The sequence below is a fragment of the Bacteroides mediterraneensis genome (assembly GCF_025993685.1).
GTDB classification, from domain to species: Bacteria; Bacteroidota; Bacteroidia; order Bacteroidales; family Bacteroidaceae; genus Phocaeicola; species Phocaeicola mediterraneensis_A.
Genome location: NZ_DAJPEN010000001.1, coordinates 3,095,255 through 3,113,246 on the forward strand (window position 1 = coordinate 3,095,255; position 17,992 = coordinate 3,113,246).

Genomic DNA, 17,992 nt, shown 5'->3' on the forward strand with positions numbered 1-17,992 from the left:
AATAAAGCTTATTTACCATTTCTTTTCAACAAAATGCTTTGACGATTTGTTGTAATGTCATACATTTGCACTGTTGCATAAGCAACCAAATAAAAAGTCAGCATCAGTAATGAAAAGAATTACAAGTTTACTCTTACTGCTCAGCACAATCCTCAGCAGTCACGCCCAGCAGATACTCACTCTGGACAGCTGCCGGGCACTTGCCCTGGCCAATAACAAAGAGTTACGGATTTCGCAAGAAAAGGTAAATGCCGCCCACTATGAGAAGAAAGCTGCATTTACGAACTACCTGCCCAAGATTGACCTTACGGGAGGATACATGCGTACCCAAAAAGAAATCTCCCTGTTAAGTGACGCACAGAAACAAACCATCGGGAATTTGGGTACCAACGTGGGAGGACAGCTCCAACAAGGCATGCAATCGGCCGAATTCCAGGCAGCCATGCAACAGTTGGCCGCAGCCAATCCCGGTCTAGCGGCCGGACTGCAGGGACTTCTTCCGGGAGCTGTATCCGGATTGACGGAAGGACTGAACAGCATCGGTCAAAGCCTGGTAGACGCTTTCCACACGGATACCCGTAACCTGACCGTAGGAGCCGCTACGCTTACCCAGCCGATTTTCATGGGAGGCAAAATCATCGCCTACAACAAAATCACCAAATATGCCGAACGCCTGGCTGAGTCACAGCATGCCACGGGTATGCAGGATTTGATACTGCAAACAGACCAGGCCTACTGGCAAATCATTTCGCTTGTCAACAAGAAAAAACTGGCGGAGAACTTCCTTGAACTGGTACAGAAACTGGATTCGGACGTAGACAAGATGATTGCGGAGGGAGTGGCAACCAAAGCCGACGGACTCAGCGTGAAAGTGAAGGTCAACGAAGCCGAGATGATGCTGACACAAGTGGACAACGGATTGAGCCTGTCGAAGATGCTGTTATGCCAGCTTTGCGGTCTTCCACTGAATACGGAATTCCAACTGGCCGATGAAAGTATGAAAGACCTGCCGCTTCCCAACACCTACACCGAAGCAAACGTCAGCACGGCTTTGAGCAACCGGGAAGAGCTGAAAAGTCTGGAACTGGCCTCGGAAATCTACCGCCAGAAAGTAAACATCGCCCGTTCCGAATTCCTTCCATCGGTGGCCCTGACCGCCAATTACCTGGTGACCAAGCCGTCGCTGGTCAACGGATTCGAAAACAAATTCCGTGGAATGTGGGCAGCGGGAGTCATCGTGAAAATCCCCGTATTCCACTGGGGAGAGGGAATGTATAAGGTAAAAGCCGCCAAAGCAGAAGCCAACATTGCCCGCTACAAACTGGAAGACACCAAAGAAAAAGTAGAGCTGCAAGTCACACAAAACTCCTATAAAGTCAACGAATCGACCAAGAAACTGGCCATGGCCGAAAAGAATATGGAGAAAGCGGAAGAGAACCTGCGTTATGCCAACCTGGGATTTAAGGAAGGGGTAATCCCTACCAGCAACGTACTGGAGGCACAGACGGCCTGGTTCTCTGCACAAGCCGGAAAAATCGACGCACAGATAGACGTCAAAATGAGTGAACTTTATTTGAACAAATCAATGGGAATTTTAAAATAACACAACAATATGGAAAAGACGCAACGCAACAATATCATGCTGGCTTTCTTCACACTGTTAGCCGTGATTGTCATCGTGAGTATCATCGGATTCTTTACGCTAGGGAAAGGCCCTGAAATCATTCAGGGACAGGCGGAAGCGACGGAATACAGAGTATCCAGCAAGGTGCCGGGACGTGTTTTGAAATTCTTTGTCAGCGAAGGCGACAAAGTGAAGGCGGGAGATACGCTTGCCATTCTGGAAGCTCCCGATGTCATGGCCAAACTGTCGCAGGCTCAGGCAGCCGAACAAGCGGCTCAGGCACTGAACGAGAAAGCATTACGCGGTACCCGCAGCGAACAGCTGCAGGCTGCATACGAAATGTGGCAGAAAGCCAAAGCCGGACTCGAAATTGCCGAAAAATCCTACAACCGTGTCAACCGCCTGTATGAAGAGGGGGTGATGACGGCACAGAAAAGAGATGAAGCCAAAGCGCAATATGAAGCAATGAAAGCTACCGAACGTGCGGCCAACGCTCAATATACCATGGCCAAAAACGGAGCTCAGCGGGAAGACAAAGCCATGGCAGCCGCACAAGTGGAACGTGCGAAAGGCGCCGTGGCCGAGGTTTCTTCTTACGTATCCGAAACCTTTCTGACGGCTTCTGCCGACGGAGAAATATCAGAGATTTTCCCGAAAGTAGGAGAACTGGTAGGTACGGGTGCTCCCATCATGAATGTGGCCCAACTGGACGACATGTGGGTAACCTTCAACGTGCGCGAAGATTTTCTGAAAGACTTCAGCGTAGGCAACAAGATAAAAGCCTACATTCCTGCCCTGGAAAAGGACGTGGAGTTCCAGGTGACCGTCATGAAAGACCTGGGAACCTATGCCGCTTGGAAGGCCACCAAAACTACCGGTCAGTTCGACCTGAAAACGTTTGAAGTAAAGGCAAAACCCGTGCAAGCCGTAGAAAATCTGCGCCCGGGAATGTCTGCCATCATTGAAAAGTAAAAATAACCATGTCGAAAACCACCTGTCAATGTTTTCTCAAGGTTGTACGGCGGGAAATTCTCCGCATAGCAACCAAGCCCATGTACCTGTTCTGCATGGTCATTGCCCCGTTATTCTGTTTCCTGTTTTTCACGACACTGATGGGAAACGGACTGCCGACCAATCTGCCTGCAGGTGTGGTGGACCTCGACAACACCGCCACGACACGCAACATCATCCGCAACTTGGATGCTTTTCAGCAGACTCAAATTGTGGCGCACTATCCAAGTGTGACGGAAGCACGGCAAGCAATACAACGAGGAGAAATTTATTCATTTTACTATATTCCGAAAGGAACGACCGAAAAGGCACTCGCCCAAAGACAACCCAAAGTATCTTTCTATATCAACTATTCCTATCTGATAGCGGGTTCCTTGCTTTACAAAGACCAACGCACCATGTCGGAACTGGCTTCGGCCGCCATCGGACAAGCCACGTTACTGGCCAAAGGTGCCACAGAAGACCAGGCATTGGCTTTCCTGCAACCGGTAGTAATTTCCACGCATGCCCTGAACAACCCTTGGTTGAACTACTCGGTGTATCTCTGCAACACACTGTTTCCGGGCATCCTGATGCTGCTGATTTTCCTGACAACGGTCTATACCATCGGCACGGAAATCAAAGAGAACACCTCCAAGGAGCTGATGCAGCTGGCTGATAACTCCATTGTGACGGCACTGACGGGGAAACTGTTTCCGCAGACCCTCACCTTCTTCATCATGGCCACGTTCTACAATGTATACCTGTACGGATTCCTGCATTATCCCTGCCACAGCGGAATTGTTCCGATGCTGCTGGCCGGACTGCTACTGGTGCTTGCTTCGCAAGCCTTCGGGGTCTTCCTGTTCGGATTGTTCGGGTCATTGCGCCTGGCACTGAGTGCAGCCTCTCTTTGGGGGGTCATCTCATTCTCCATTTCCGGATTTACGTTTCCGGTCATGGCCATGCACCCCATCCTGCAAGCGTTATCCGTGCTGTTCCCCTTACGCCACTATTTTTTAATCTACGTAAATCTGGCCCTGAATGGGTATCCGGTCATTTATGCATGGCATGCAGTGACAGCCTTACTGCTGTTCATGCTGTTGCCTTTCTTTATCCTAAAGAAATTACGTACAGCCATGCTCCATTACGTCTATATACCTTAACACATTGCATTCATGAAAAAAGAATCATTCAAACAAACGATACGGCAAGGATTCTCAGGCCTTTTCCATATTTGTGCCCAAGAGCTGAAAGCGGTATTCAAGGACGAGGGAGTACTGATTTTCTTCCTGCTCGTTCCCTTGGCCTATCCGCTGGTATATGCCTTTATTTATACCAATGAGGTGGTACGTGAAGTACCGGCTGCTGTGATTGACAACAGCAATACAGCCCTCAGCCGGGAGTTCATCCGTTCGATTGACGCCAGTGCCGATGTACACATCCAGTCCCATTGTACGGATATGGAAGAAGGAAAGGCACTCTTGAAAGAAACAAAAGTATATGGTATCATCTACATTCCGGAAAGCTTCAGCAAAGACATCTCCTCCGGAAAGCAGACCACCGTGAGCGTGTATTGTGATATGAGTGGAATGTTATATTACAAAGCCTTGGTATTGGCCAGTACCAATGCCTCACTGGCACTCAACAAACAGATTCAGATAAAACGTCTGGGAAACACCACCGAACGGCAGGATGAAATCAGCACGGCTCCTATCGAATACGAAGACATCTCCTTATTCAACCCGCAAGATGGATTTGCCAGCTTCCTGATTCCAGCCGTACTGATACTTATCATACAACAGACCCTTTTGCTAGGCATCGGACTTTCTGCCGGAACCGCCCGTGAAAACAATCGTTTTCGGGATTTGGTTCCAATCAGCCGTCAATATCAGGGAACACTGCGTATTGTCGGGGGAAAGTCACTGGCATATTTTCTTCTATATGCCCTGATTTCCGCCTACGTGCTTTGCTTGGTTCCCAAGATGTTCTCTTTGGTTCAAATTGCCCAGCCAGCCACCCTATTGGCATTTGCCGTCCCCTACATTCTGGCCTGTATCTTCTTCGCGATGACCTGTTCCATTTTCATCCATCACAGAGAATCGTGCATGATGATTTATGTGTTTACCTCCGTGCCTTTACTGTTCATATCAGGTATTTCCTGGCCGGGAGCCGCTGTGCCGACATTCTGGAAGATTTTCTCTTATTTGTTCCCTTCCACATTCGGTATCAACGGGTTTGTACGCATCAACAACATGGGAGCAACTCTCCCTGAAGTCCTCTTTGAATACAAGGCACTCTGGATACAGACCCTCGTCTACTTCTTTACTACCTGCATGGTCTACCGCCGGCAAATCATCCTAAGCCGCCGGCATGCCATGGAACGCCTACGAATGTTTAAACTCCGCAAGCTGGCAAAAAAGACCTCACACGAACTTTAAATAAATAATCCAAAGACGATTATCCGGTTCTGTATTTCATACAAAGCCGGATAATTTATCTTTATTAACGTCTGAACACAGGTGAATACCCTAGAATACTTGTAGCTTTGCGGATATTTACGAACGAAGTTATGAAACACCTCATTTATATATTTATCTGGTTTACTTTTTTGCAAGCCAGTGCTCTTTCCCTGAAAGCTTCTTCCCTCGAAGAAAAGAAACAAATTTTCCGTATCACCGTACTCAATACAGGAGGGGAGCCGCAGCAGGGCATCATTCTAAGAGTCGTAGGATATAGCAACGAATACGTCAGCGATGAGCAAGGATTGATTGAGTTTGAGCAATCTGTCGACAAGAATTACGCCCGTACGGCCAATTTTTATCTTCCAACAGACAAAAACAAGTCGCTTAAATCCTTACGGCTGGATGAAGCGGCACAAGACACGATTATCCGCATAGACCGCCCGGAGGATTTGGTGAAATTCAAACAAAGTGGAAAGACGTTTCAGGTAAAAGGGATACTGAAAGAAGGAGGAAGACCTGTTCCACATGCTGAAATCAGCGTACAAGGCACAGGCAGACATTCTTTTTCCGATAAAAATGGGGAGTTTACCATTGAAGCAGACTACAGTCATCTGATCATGGTCAGAGCGGAAAGTATGGAAAACAAATACCTGGACAGCGAAGCTTTCCTGCAGCAGCCTGACCACCCGCTGGAAATACGTATGGTAAAAAAAGGAGCCGACCGTGTCTATCATGTGGTGGAAAAGATGCCGGAGTATCCCGGAGGAATGAAAGCCTTTTTCAACTATATCAAACGAAAGGCCCGTACTTCTGAACTGGCGGAAAAGACCCAAAAGGAAGGAGCAGTCATGATACAGTTTGTCGTGGAAAAGGATGGAAGCATTACTTCTCCCAGCATCGTGAGAGGCCTGGACGCCCGGCTGGATACGGCAGCATTGGATGCAATCATGGTAATGCCTGATTGGATTCCGGCACAAGACCATGGCATTTCGGTACGCTGTAAGTATTCCGTACCGATACCCTTCAAGCGTCCTCAACCTGTGAAGCCTGCTCCGGTTGCCCCCAAAGCACCTCAGCAATCCACATCCGTAAAAGACAGCATGCTGGTTCAGCCGGTTCCGACAGATTCACTCAAGCAGGATACAACGCTTCAAGTAATGCCGAAGACTCCAGTGGATTCCTTATTGACAGACTCATTGAAAAAGGATACTACTCTGGTAGTTCCGACAGACAGCCTCCTGCTCAAGCAGGCTATTTCCTCGGAAACTCCTTCGGAAGCTGTAGAAATGAAGCCGAAGAAGCGCAACTTCCTGGTACGGTTTTTCCGCTGGCTCTTCGGAATAAAGGATAAAGAAACTACGGAAAAGGAGGAAAAGGAACCAAAGGAAGCGCAGGAGACCTTGGAGCCGGAACCCGCTCCTCCGATTACAGAAGAAAAATAAATGTAAAACAAAAATAAGACAGTCATGAAAAAACTTTTCGTACTTTTTTATGCGCTGCTGTGCCTGGTAAGTGTACAGGCACAAAAGGTAACCTTGCAAGATGTAGCCAACGGTACCTATCGCGCACAAAATATACAAGGATTAAAACCGACGCTGGATGGTGAACATTATACACAAATCAGCAAGGACCACAAGCGAATCGTCAAATATTCTTTCAAAACAGGCAAGGAAGTGGCTACCATCTTCGATGTAACTACTGCCAGAAACCATACGCTCAAAAGTTTCGATGATTACATCATGTCGCCCGACGAAAGTCTGATATTGATACAAACAGAAACAAAACCGATTTACAGACATTCTTTTACTGCCGTATATTACATTTATAACGTGAGAAACCGTACCCTCGAACCGCTTTCAAACAACGGTCCGCAACAGGTACCTCTCTTCTCACCCGACAGCCATCAGATTGCGTTTGTGCGTAACAACAACATCTATCTGGTCAAACTGCTTTTTGGCAACAGTGAATCTCAGGTCACGAAAGACGGAGAATACAACAAGGTGCTGAATGGTATCCCCGACTGGGTGTATGAAGAAGAATTCGGATTCAACCGTGCGTTCGACTTCAGTGCCGACAGCCGTATGATTGCCTATATTCGCTTCGACGAAAGCCAAGTACCCATGTTTTCTTTTCCTTGGTACAAAGGTATGGCACCCGAAAAGACAGAATATGCCACTTATCCCGGAAGCTATAACTACAAATATCCTAAAGCAGGAGTATCCAACTCCAAAGTCAGCGTCCATACGTTTGACATCAAGAGTCATGTCATCCGCAAAATGGAACTGCCGGTAGACTCCGACGGCTATGTACCCCGTATCAAATTTACGGACGACCCTGAGAAACTGGCCATCATGACGCTGAACCGCCACCAAAACCGCTTTGATCTCTACATGGCCAACCCACGCAGTGCCATCTGCAAAGTAGCCATCCGCGATGAAGCCGAACAATACATCAAGGAACAGGCATACTCTGACATCACTTTCTATCCGGAACACATTATCCTGATGAGTGAACGAGACGGATACAATCATCTTTACCTTTACACCATTGGCGGAAACCTGGTGAAACAAATCACCAAAGGGAATTTTGAAGTGAAGGAATTCTTAGGCTGGGACCAGAAGGCCAATGTATTCTATTATACCAGCAACGAAGGCAGCCCATTGCGTACAGCCGTTTACAAGATTGACGGAAAAGGAAAGAAAACCAAACTGTCTACACGTACCGGAACCAACAGTGCCCTGTTCAGCAAGAACCTGAACTATTATATCAATACATACTCCAGCGCACAGACTCCTACACTTATCACCCTGAACAATAACAAGGGACAGGAAATGGCCACCCTACTCGACAACAAGGAACTGAAGGCAAAAATTGCCCAGCTGAACATGCCCGTAAAAGAATTCTTCACTTTCAAGACCAGTGAAGGAGTAGAATTGAACGGATGGATGATGAAACCAGCTAATTTTAATCCTTCCAAGAAATATCCGGTAATCATGCATCAATACAGCGGCCCGGGCTCACAGCAAGTACTCGACAAGTGGGGCATCGGAAGCTTCAGCGACGGAGGCATGTTTGAAGCGGTGATGTGCGACAAGGGCTATATTATGGTATGCGTGGACGGACGAGGTACCGGAGGAAGAGGAGCAGCCTTCGAAAAGTGTACTTACCTTTCTATCGGTGTAAAAGAAGCCATCGACCAGGCTCAGGCAGCCAAATATCTTTCTACGCTACCATATATTGACGGAAGCCGCATCGGTATCTGGGGATGGAGTTATGGAGGATACAACACCCTGATGTCCATGAGTGAAGGTTCCGGAGCCTTCAAAGCTGGAGTAGCCATCGCTGCCCCGACCGATTGGCGATTCTATGATACGGTTTACACGGAACGCTTCATGCGTACTCCAAAAGAAAACGGAGATGGCTACCGCAGCTCTTCCGCCATCAACCGTGTGCACCAGCTGAAAGGCAAGCTGCTGCTCGTTCATGGCAGTGCGGACGACAATGTACATTTCCAGAATTTCATGGAATACAATGAAGCACTTGTACAAGCAAACATTCAGTTTGAGACACAGATATACACCAACCGTAACCACAGCATTTTCGGAGGAAATACCCGCAATCACCTGATGAACAGAGTGGCGAATTTCTTCCTGCAAAACTTATAATGAACTCATCACACGGATGACACTGGAGAAAAGCCTCCAGCGTCATCCGTTTTCTCTTTGTAATCTATCTTAACCACTATGACACACATCAAAAAACCCGAATGGCTGAAAATACAAATAGGCACCAATGCCCGTTACACAGAGACCAAACGTATCGTCGATACCCATAAACTCCATACGATTTGCAGCAGCGGGCGCTGTCCGAACTTAGGAGAATGTTGGGGAAAAGGCACTGCCACCTTCATGATTGGAGGAGCTATCTGCACCCGCGCCTGCAAATTCTGCAATACTCTTACCGGAAAACCTCTCCCATTAGACCCAGACGAACCGAAACGGGTGGCGCAGTCCATCCAACTCATGAAGCTCAATCATGCAGTCATCACTTCCGTAGACCGTGATGACCTGAAAGATTTAGGTGCCGCACACTGGGCTGCCACCCTCAAAGCGATTCGAGAGCTATGCCCCACAACTACTATCGAAGCCCTGATTCCCGATTTCCAAGGCCACAGCGACCTGTTGCAACAAGTTATAGAAACCCGCCCGGATATATTGTCGCACAACCTGGAAACAGTGAGACGCATCAGTCCGTTGGTACGCAGCGTAGCCAACTACAACACTAGCCTGAAGGTGATTCACCAGATTGCCGAAAACAGACTCAAGGCAAAATCTGGTATCATGGTCGGACTCGGAGAAACCCCGGAAGAGGTAGAAGAAACCATGGACGATTTACTGCAAAACGGCTGCCGTATCCTGACCATCGGACAATACCTGCAACCTTCGACCAAACATTATCCCGTAGCTGAATACATTCATCCTGATCAATTTCAGAAGTATAAGGAAATAGGTGAAGCAAAAGGATTTGAGATAGTGGAAAGCGGACCATTAGTACGGTCTTCCTATCATGCTGAAAAACATCTGCGGAAAGAATGAACAATTTACTTTTTTCGATTGTTCAAATTTTACAACAGGTGCTCTTCAATTATGAATCCATTGCTTAAATACAAGGACAAAATCGTATCGTTCGGACTGCTTCCTATCATCGTTACGTTGATAGGTATTCATATTTTCCCTACTACAACCATGTTGGGAATCGGATTGGGCATCAGCATTGCAGGAGTATTATATGACGTATTACGCCTGAAAGGACTCAATTTTTTCCTTTTGCAAGGTACAATCGGTATCGGCATCTGTTTCCTTCTAAGACTGTTTACAGGATACGAATATATTCCTCGCAATAGTCTGACCCCGACACTTGAATTCATGCTGCTGGTATGTGCCTTTGTCCATATCACTGCTCCAGAATTATACCGGAACTTCCTAAGAAAGTTTCATCTTAATTTTACTTCCTCCTACTTACTGGAAGCCAAATTAATCGTGATACTCTCCAGCATCCATCTGATTATTCTGTTTGTACTGCACAACAAACTGACTCCTTTTTCACCGGAAAATAATTTTGGGGCTATTTACCTGATTCCGACACTCATTTATCTGCTTTGCTTAATCATCAACATCGTAGGCATACAGATAGCAGCCAAGCAATCTCCACAGGAACAGCATATTATTCGTATTATTCCCATCTGCAACGGGAAAATCTACCTCACCCCACATGCGAAAGATACGGCTACTTGGGATGCTCCCATCAAATCTTTGTTTGAAGGGCCTTTACGAAAAAGCCAGCAACATGCAAAGTATATCGTACTAAAGCATCAGTCGTCCGTATGCAAGCCTGCAGTTCCCCTGAAAAGAATTCATCCCCGACTGATTCTCAGTTACCGTTTACAAGGACTTCTTCCTGCATTTGTACAACTATACATACTGCCTGTAGGACAAGAAAATGAGCTGTCACTTTCCGGAGGACAGTTCTTTGCATGCGAAGACATCAAGAAGAATCCGGAAAAATTCAGTCACGAACTGATGATTGAATGTGAACGTCTGCAATTAGTAACTCAGGTATGGAAAGAATTCAAATAAACCTACTTATAAATCAAAAAGATACAAGGTATTTTGCTTAAATCCGGCAAATGCCCTTTCCATTCCTTTACCGTTTTAGTCTTGATAAATTCTCCTTCGCATGTGATATTAGCTGCAATGCACAATTTCGTCTGCGGACGACAGGTCTTCAGAATCTCTTCCAACATTTTATGGTTGCGGTAAGGCGTCTCAATAAACAGCTGGGTCTGGTTCTCGGAATACACTCGGGACTCCAGTTCCTTTAACCTACGGGTACGGTCGGCCGGCTCAATGGGCAAATAACCATGGAAAGCAAAACTCTGCCCGTTAAATCCAGACCCCATGACAGAGAGAATGATGGAAGAAGGTCCTACCAAAGGTACCACCTTCAGGTTCCGGCGCTGAGCAATGGCCACCACATCCGCTCCCGGATCGGCCACTGCCGGACATCCGGCTTCAGATATTACCCCCATCGAATTCCCATCCATCAACGGAGACAGATAACCGGCAATATCTTCCGGAGAAGTATGTTTGTTCAATGGATAAAAAGTAAGTTCATCAATATTAATGGCAGCGTCCACTTTCTTCAAGAAGCGACGAGCCGAACGGACATCCTCTACAATAAAATGCTTGATTCCTACAATAATCTCCCGGTTATAAGAGGGCAGCACTTTTTCTATATCCGTATCCCCCAAAGTGACAGGCAACAAATACAATGCAACTTCCATAAGGAAACTTCAAATCAATTAGTTTAATTCTTTCATGATACTGGAACAATCCGAATATTCCAGCAAATTCTTTATACTTATTTCAGGATGACGCTTCATATATTTTTCCACCTTCTTCATACCCAGCCATACTCCTAAAAAAGGAGGAGTCTTCTCTCCCTTGAACAGCAGACGGGCATCCGACGAAATATACGACCGAATAACCATAGGATCAGTGGCCGCAGCATAATGATTCTGCTCAATCTCTTTCCACAGTTCTGTCTCATGCTCTTCGCACCAATCGACCTCTTCAGAAGAATATCCTAAAGCTATTTTGCCGTCTCCATCTCCTTCTAAAATGGTTTCCACAACCCAAGCGATCTTTCCTCGATACAGCAATATGTCCATCAAAGAACGGTGTCCTTCCATCCAAGGAAAAGGATACTGTCCCAGTAAATAAAAGGTAAAACAATCGGGCACGATATATTCCGGCGACATCGAACGGCGCTGATTGGCATAATAATATCTTTTATAAAGCGGATACTCCGCTCCCATATATTTATCAAGGCTGATTCCCAGCACACTGTCACCCACCACAACCGACTGGTTCAACGCAGAAATCTGTGCGTAAATCTTCGGCACAGGCAACTCCGGAATCTCCCGCTTCAAATATCTGAACCCGCGCGCCAATTTCTTTTCAAACGAGTCCATATTCTTGAATTTCACCTCCACATCTTCCATCAGGCGCACCAAAATAGAGTCTGAAAAGTAAGCACAGAGGCGTTCGTTAATATCGGGCGTGTTCACGGCTCCCAAATCCAGCACATCCTCTACCAGCAAACGAGTTTCCTGGGCAAATTCCGTATTCATCCGTTGCAAGGAAAAGAAGCTGTTCTGCACGGCAGCCTCATACTGAAGACGGTCATATCGGGCTATTTTTATTCCTGTAAACGAAAAATCGTCTCTCCGCTCATCGGAATGACAAGCAGAAAAGACGATTATACTCAGTAATATAAAAATAAACCGATACATTAACGATTATCCGTAAATGATATGACCATTGGCATCTTTATATTCATCCAATCCTTTTTCGTAAGTAGCCATGGCTCTCAAGCTCATTCCGACACTAGAGAAACCTCCGTCGTGGAACAGATTCTGCATCGTTACCTTACGAGTCAGATCAGAGAACATCACAATACAGTAATCCGCACATTCATCAGCCGAAGCATTACCCAGCGGAGACATACGGTTGGCAAAGTCAAACAACTTATCCATACCTTTCACTCCCGATCCGGCAGTAGTCATAGTCGGTGACTGAGAAATTGTATTGATACGCACATGGTGTTCACGACCGTAGATATAACCGAAGCTACGGGCTATTGATTCCAACAGTGCCTTGGCATCGGCCATGTCATTGTAACCATAGAACGTACGCTGTGCGGCTACATAACTCAAAGCCAAGATAGAACCATATTCATTGATGGCATCCAACTTCTTGGCAGACTGAATCATTTTATGGAATGATACGGCAGATATATCCAATGTTTTTGCCAGCATGTCATAGTCCAAGTCATCGTATGTACGTTTCTTGCGAACATTTGGAGACATACCTATTGAATGAAGTACAAAGTCAATCTTACCGCCCAATACTTCCATTGAACGCTTGAACACATTCTCCAAATCTTCTACGCAGGTAGCATCAGCGGGAATCACTTCACAGTTCAACTTTTCCGCCAAAGCAGATACCTGCCCCATACGTACTGCTACAGGGGTATTAGATAATGTAATGACAGCACCTTCTTCTACAGCCTTTTCTGCCACTTTCCATGCGATAGACTGTTCGTTCAGTGCACCAAAAATAATACCTCTTTTTCCTTTCAGCAAATTATAACTCATATTGTTTTCAATTATAAATTTGGGGCAAAGATACAAACTTTATTTACATTATTTACATTTACCTTCCCAAATTATCAAATCAGATACAAATATGCTTCGTTTTTTTCGCTGATAAAATCAAAAATTACAGTCCTATATTCCACAGAATGATTATTTTTGCATCTTGAATAAAAAAGGTTTTTCATAATATTATTTAGGTTAGAATTAGGATTATTATCCTCCTGCATACTCTCTGTGAAGACAGCATGCCCAGGAGGATAATAGAAAAAAACAGCCTTGGCAAGTACAAATCCCGCCAAGGCTGTTTTTTTCAGTTTATAATCACGGATTAATTATCCTTCACTTCCCATCCCAATGCACTGGCTCCTAATACAGCAGCATCTGCATCTTTCAATTGAGAAAGCAGCAATTTAGTCTTTCCTGCATAAATCTTCAATACATTTTCATCAATCGCCTTCTGAATCGGTTTCATGATGTAATCGCCCGACTTAGCCAAGCCCCCGAACAGGATAATGGCTTCCGGACTGGAGAAAGCAATAAAGTTGGCCAATGCCTCTCCCAGGATACGTCCTGTATATTCAAAGATATCCTGTGCCAATTTGTCGCCTTTCACTGCGGCATCATATACATCCTTCGACTGGATTTCATCCGCAGGCACATTACGCAACAAACTCGGCTCCGTACGCTGTACCAGGAATTCACGGGCTGTGCGAGCCACTCCGGTAGCCGAACAATAGGTTTCCAGACAACCTTTACGTCCGCAACCGCAAGGACGACCGTTACGGTCCACAATTACATGACCCAATTCACCGGCAAAGCCATCATGGCCATAAACCAGCTGTCCGTTGACTACGATACCGCTTCCTACGCCGGTACCCAAGGTAATCATGATAAAATCTTTCATACCACGAGCTGCACCATACGTCATTTCCCCGATAGCAGCCGCATTGGCATCGTTTGTCAACGCAGTGGGGATACCCAGCTGTTCCTCAAACATGGAAGCCAACGGAATAATGCCTTTCCACGGCAGGTTCGGAGCAAACTCAATGGTCCCGCTGTAATAGTTACCATTCGGCGCACCGACTCCCATACCTTTTATCTTTTCAGCTCCACCAAACTGAGAAAGCAACGGAAGGAGCTTTTTACATACTGCATCGACGTAATCTTCGATATTTTCATATTGCTGAGTTTTGACAGAATCAGAAGCCAGCACGTTACCACGCGAGTCAACTACACCAAAGACGGTGTTTGTTCCGCCAATATCCATACCTACTACATAAGGTTTTTCCATGTTTATTGCCATGACATATCTCTATTTAGGGTTAATTATTTACGGACAAAAGTAAATAATCAGTAAAAACAGAACAAATTTTTCACCCACTATTTTTAGAAACGTATCACTTTTTCTACTTTTGTGAAGTACGATTAAAAATCAATTAACACAAACCAAATGATACTTTTAAAAAACATTCACAAAACCTACTACAACGGCACTCCCCTTCATGTACTCAAAGGTATCGACCTGCACATTGAAAAAGGAGAATTTGTCTCCATCATGGGTGCCTCCGGTTCCGGAAAATCTACCTTGCTGAACATTCTCGGGATATTGGACAACTACGATTCCGGAGAATATTATCTGAACAATGTCCTTATCCGAAATTTGAGTGAAACCAAAGCAGCCGAATACCGCAACCGGATGATCGGCTTCATCTTCCAGTCATTCAACCTCATTTCGTTCAAAAACGCCATGGAGAATGTGGCGCTTCCTCTTTTCTACCAAGGCGTCAGCCGGAAGAAACGAAATCTGCTGGCCATGGAATACTTGGACAAACTGGGACTGAAAGAATGGGCGCATCACCTTCCCAATGAACTGTCGGGCGGACAAAAGCAGCGTGTAGCCATCGCAAGGGCACTGATATCGAAACCGGAAATCATCCTGGCTGACGAACCGACCGGAGCACTCGACAGCAAGACTTCGGTGGAAGTGATGAACATCCTGAAAGAACTGCACGACCAGGAAGGACTGACCATTGTTGTGGTTACCCACGAAAGTGGAGTGGCCAATCAGACCAATAAAATCATCCATATCAAAGACGGACTGATAGAACGCATAGAAGACAATATCGACCACCATGCTTCTCCGTTCGGACAAAACGGATTCATGAAATAACCTACCGCTATGACAGAACTGATACAAGAAATCTACGGAACCATCATGCGCAACAAACTGCGCACTCTGTTGACCGGCTTTTCCGTGGCATGGGGCATTTTTATGCTGATTGTACTCCTGGGAGCGGGCAACGGCCTCATCCATGCATTTGAGAACCAGTCGGAAGGGATGATCATGAACTCCATGAAAATTTATCCGGGAATGACTTCACAACCTTATAAAGGAATGAAAGAAGGTCGCAGCATTTACCTGAAAGAAAGCGACCGGCAACTCACCTCCTCTTCCTTTCCCGACTATATCATCCAGACGGGTGCCACGGTGAGCAAAAGCGATGTGACCTTGACTTACGGGAAAGAGGCCCTTAGCATTGAGCTGGATGGCGTGTTTCCCAACTATCCTTCACTGGAGGCCATCAAGATAAAAGAAGGACGCTTTGTCAACGAACGTGATATGAAAGAACAGCGAAAGATTATTGTCCTTCACGAAAAGACGGTCAAAAATCTTTTCCCTCATACTTCTCCCATCGGAAAATATCTCAACGCACAAGGGGTCTCCTATCAGGTGGTGGGAATCTATACCGACCAAAACAGTTTCTCACCTTCCGCCCTGGTACCTTTTACCACCCTGCAAACCATCTATCAGAAAGGAGACAGTATTGATAACATCACTTTTACCACTAAGGGACTGGCCAATGAAGCCTTGAACGAACAATTCGAAGCCGACTACCGCCGCACCTTAGGGCTGAAAAAACAATTCTCTCCTACCGACGACGGAGCCATCTGGATTTGGAACCGTTTCACCCAGTACCTCCAGCAACAAAGCGCCACGAAGATTCTGCATACTGCCATCTGGGTGATTGGCATCTTTACTTTGCTGAGCGGCATCGTGGGAGTGAGCAACATCATGCTCATCACCGTCCGCGAACGGACCCACGAGTTCGGCATCCGCAAGGCACTGGGAGCCAAGCCGATGTCCATCCTCTGGCTGATTATCTCGGAAAGTGTGACCATCACGACTTTCTTCGGCTACATCGGTATGGTGGCGGGCATTGCCGTCACGGAATACATGAATCAGGTGGCTGGAAAACAGACCATGGATATGGGTGTCTTTTCCATGACCTTCTTCGAGAACCCCACGGTTGACCTTTCCATCGCCATCGAGGCCACCCTGACATTAGTTATCGCCGGTACGCTGGCCGGACTTTTCCCGGCAAGGAAAGCAGCCAGAATCCGACCCATTGAAGCACTTAGAGCAGATTAATCATGAGACGATTTGATTTAGATACATGGGAAGAAATTCTTCTCACCATCACCCGCAACAAAACCAGAAGTTTCCTGACGGCCTTCGGTATCTTCTGGGGGGTATTCATGCTGATTGCCCTGATGGGAGGGGCCAAAGGCCTTCAACAGCTGCTGTCACGCCAATTTGAAGGTTTTGCCACCAACTCCGGTTTTCTGGGTGCCAACAAAACCAGCAAGGCCTATAAAGGATTCCAGCAGGGAAGATACTGGGATTTGGAAAACAAAGATGTGGAACGGGTCCGGAAACAAGTCAACGAGCTGGAAACCGTGACTGCCACCCTGGCCAAATGGGGCATCAATGCCATTTACAATGAGAATAAAATCTCAGGAACCCTGAAAGGCCTGTATCCCGAATACCAGAAGATTGAAGAACCAAACATCGTGTTCGGACGTTTCATCAACGACATCGACATCCGCGACCAACGGAAAGTGTGTGTCATCGGGAAACGTATCTACGAGAGCCTGTTCCCGGGAGGAGAAGACCCCTGCGGAAAGTTTATCGAGGTAAACGGCATCTACTACCGGATTATCGGGGTCAGCATGGCCGTAGGAAACATTTCCATACAAGGACAGTCGGAAACCTCGGTCATCATCCCGTTCACCACCATGCAGCAGAACTACAACTTCGGCCAGAAAGTACAGCTGCTCTGTTATACGGCCCGTAAAGGCTATTCCATTGGAGAGGTAGAGAAGAAAGTGGAACAGGTGATTAAAAATGCCCATCTGATTCACCCCGACGACGGACAGGCCGTGATTCTGGTCAATGCAGAAGCCATGTTCAGCATGGTAGACAACTTGTTTTCAGGTATCAAAATCCTAGGCTGGATGGTCGGCCTCGGCACATTGCTGGCCGGTGCCATCGGAGTGAGCAACATCATGATGGTCACCGTCAAGGAACGGACCACCGAAATCGGTATCCGACGCGCCATCGGTGCCCGTCCCAACGATATCCTGTCACAGATTCTGTCGGAAAGCATGGTATTGACCATTCTGGCAGGCATGGCCGGCATTACCTTTGCCGTCTTCCTCCTGAACCTGACAGAAATGGGCACTTCCACCCCTACTGCACCCACCGAGTTCCAAATCAGTTTCTGGGAAGCCATCGGTGCCTGCGCCCTCTTGCTCGTATTAGGGCTGCTGGCCGGACTGGCTCCTGCCTACCGGGCCATGAGCATCAAACCCATTGAAGCCATACGCGACGAATAAATAAAGCCACAAAACAAA

15 protein-coding genes are annotated in these 17,992 nt (G+C 46.6%); 11 read left to right on the plus strand and 4 right to left on the minus strand.

Features of this window, described 5'->3' with window-relative positions; all coding sequences use genetic code 11:
* Positions 1-109 precede the first annotated feature (109 nt).
* The 8 genes from OIM59_RS13350 to OIM59_RS13385 all read left to right on the plus strand — a co-directional run bounded on the left by OIM59_RS13350 (position 110) and on the right by OIM59_RS13385 (position 10,715).
* The gene (locus tag OIM59_RS13350; protein ID WP_303897166.1) at positions 110-1,603 is read left to right on the plus strand and encodes a TolC family protein; all 1,494 of its coding nucleotides are present in this window, start codon (positions 110-112) and stop codon (positions 1,601-1,603) included.
* A 9-nt stretch (positions 1,604-1,612) separates the two neighbouring features.
* A complete protein-coding gene (locus OIM59_RS13355; protein WP_299171295.1) occupies positions 1,613-2,596 on the plus strand; it encodes an HlyD family secretion protein in 984 nt (327 codons plus the stop codon).
* A gap of 8 nt (positions 2,597-2,604) precedes the next feature.
* Complete coding sequence (locus tag OIM59_RS13360; RefSeq protein WP_303897168.1) at positions 2,605-3,780, plus strand: ABC transporter permease; 1,176 nt, start codon at positions 2,605-2,607, stop codon at positions 3,778-3,780.
* A gap of 12 nt (positions 3,781-3,792) precedes the next feature.
* The gene (locus tag OIM59_RS13365) at positions 3,793-5,055 is read left to right on the plus strand and encodes an ABC transporter permease (protein ID WP_299171290.1); all 1,263 of its coding nucleotides are present in this window, start codon (positions 3,793-3,795) and stop codon (positions 5,053-5,055) included.
* A 131-nt stretch (positions 5,056-5,186) separates the two neighbouring features.
* Entirely contained in the window at positions 5,187-6,521 is a 1,335-nt protein-coding gene (locus tag OIM59_RS13370; RefSeq protein WP_299171287.1) for a TonB family protein, read from the plus strand.
* Positions 6,522-6,545: 24 nt separating this feature from the next.
* Positions 6,546-8,744, plus strand: a complete 2,199-nt coding sequence (locus OIM59_RS13375) for a S9 family peptidase (protein WP_299171284.1) — start codon at positions 6,546-6,548, stop codon at positions 8,742-8,744.
* 78 nt (positions 8,745-8,822) lie between these two features.
* Complete coding sequence (lipA, locus tag OIM59_RS13380; protein WP_299171282.1) at positions 8,823-9,674, plus strand: lipoyl synthase; 852 nt, start codon at positions 8,823-8,825, stop codon at positions 9,672-9,674.
* A 51-nt stretch (positions 9,675-9,725) separates the two neighbouring features.
* The gene (locus OIM59_RS13385; protein ID WP_299171279.1) at positions 9,726-10,715 is read left to right on the plus strand and encodes a hypothetical protein; all 990 of its coding nucleotides are present in this window, start codon (positions 9,726-9,728) and stop codon (positions 10,713-10,715) included.
* A 2-nt stretch (positions 10,716-10,717) separates the two neighbouring features.
* On the opposite strand, the gene OIM59_RS13390 is transcribed toward OIM59_RS13385, so the two are convergent.
* The 4 genes from OIM59_RS13390 to OIM59_RS13405 form a co-directional block, all read right to left on the minus strand.
* Entirely contained in the window at positions 10,718-11,422 is a 705-nt protein-coding gene (locus tag OIM59_RS13390) for an SAM-dependent methyltransferase (RefSeq protein WP_299171276.1), read from the minus strand.
* A gap of 18 nt (positions 11,423-11,440) precedes the next feature.
* Complete coding sequence (locus tag OIM59_RS13395; protein ID WP_299171273.1) at positions 11,441-12,433, minus strand: gliding motility lipoprotein GldB; 993 nt, start codon at positions 12,431-12,433, stop codon at positions 11,441-11,443.
* A gap of 6 nt (positions 12,434-12,439) precedes the next feature.
* Positions 12,440-13,297 carry an enoyl-ACP reductase gene (locus OIM59_RS13400; RefSeq protein ID WP_299171270.1) on the minus strand — a complete coding sequence of 286 codons (858 nt, stop codon included), beginning with the start codon at positions 13,295-13,297 and terminating at the stop codon, positions 12,440-12,442.
* 328 nt (positions 13,298-13,625) lie between these two features.
* Positions 13,626-14,600, minus strand: a complete 975-nt coding sequence (locus OIM59_RS13405) for an ROK family protein (RefSeq protein WP_072543392.1) — start codon at positions 14,598-14,600, stop codon at positions 13,626-13,628.
* A gap of 147 nt (positions 14,601-14,747) precedes the next feature.
* Here OIM59_RS13405 and OIM59_RS13410 point away from each other — a divergent pair, with 147 nt between their 5' ends.
* The 3 genes from OIM59_RS13410 to OIM59_RS13420 are packed head-to-tail and all read left to right on the plus strand — an operon-like array spanning position 14,748 to position 17,974.
* Complete coding sequence (locus OIM59_RS13410) at positions 14,748-15,467, plus strand: ABC transporter ATP-binding protein (RefSeq protein WP_299171267.1); 720 nt, start codon at positions 14,748-14,750, stop codon at positions 15,465-15,467.
* Between the two features lie 9 nt (positions 15,468-15,476).
* Complete coding sequence (locus tag OIM59_RS13415) at positions 15,477-16,727, plus strand: ABC transporter permease (protein WP_299171264.1); 1,251 nt, start codon at positions 15,477-15,479, stop codon at positions 16,725-16,727.
* A gap of 2 nt (positions 16,728-16,729) precedes the next feature.
* Positions 16,730-17,974 (plus strand): ABC transporter permease, encoded by a 1,245-nt coding sequence (locus OIM59_RS13420; RefSeq protein ID WP_299171261.1) that lies wholly within the window; start codon positions 16,730-16,732, stop codon positions 17,972-17,974.
* Positions 17,975-17,992 lie beyond the last annotated feature (18 nt).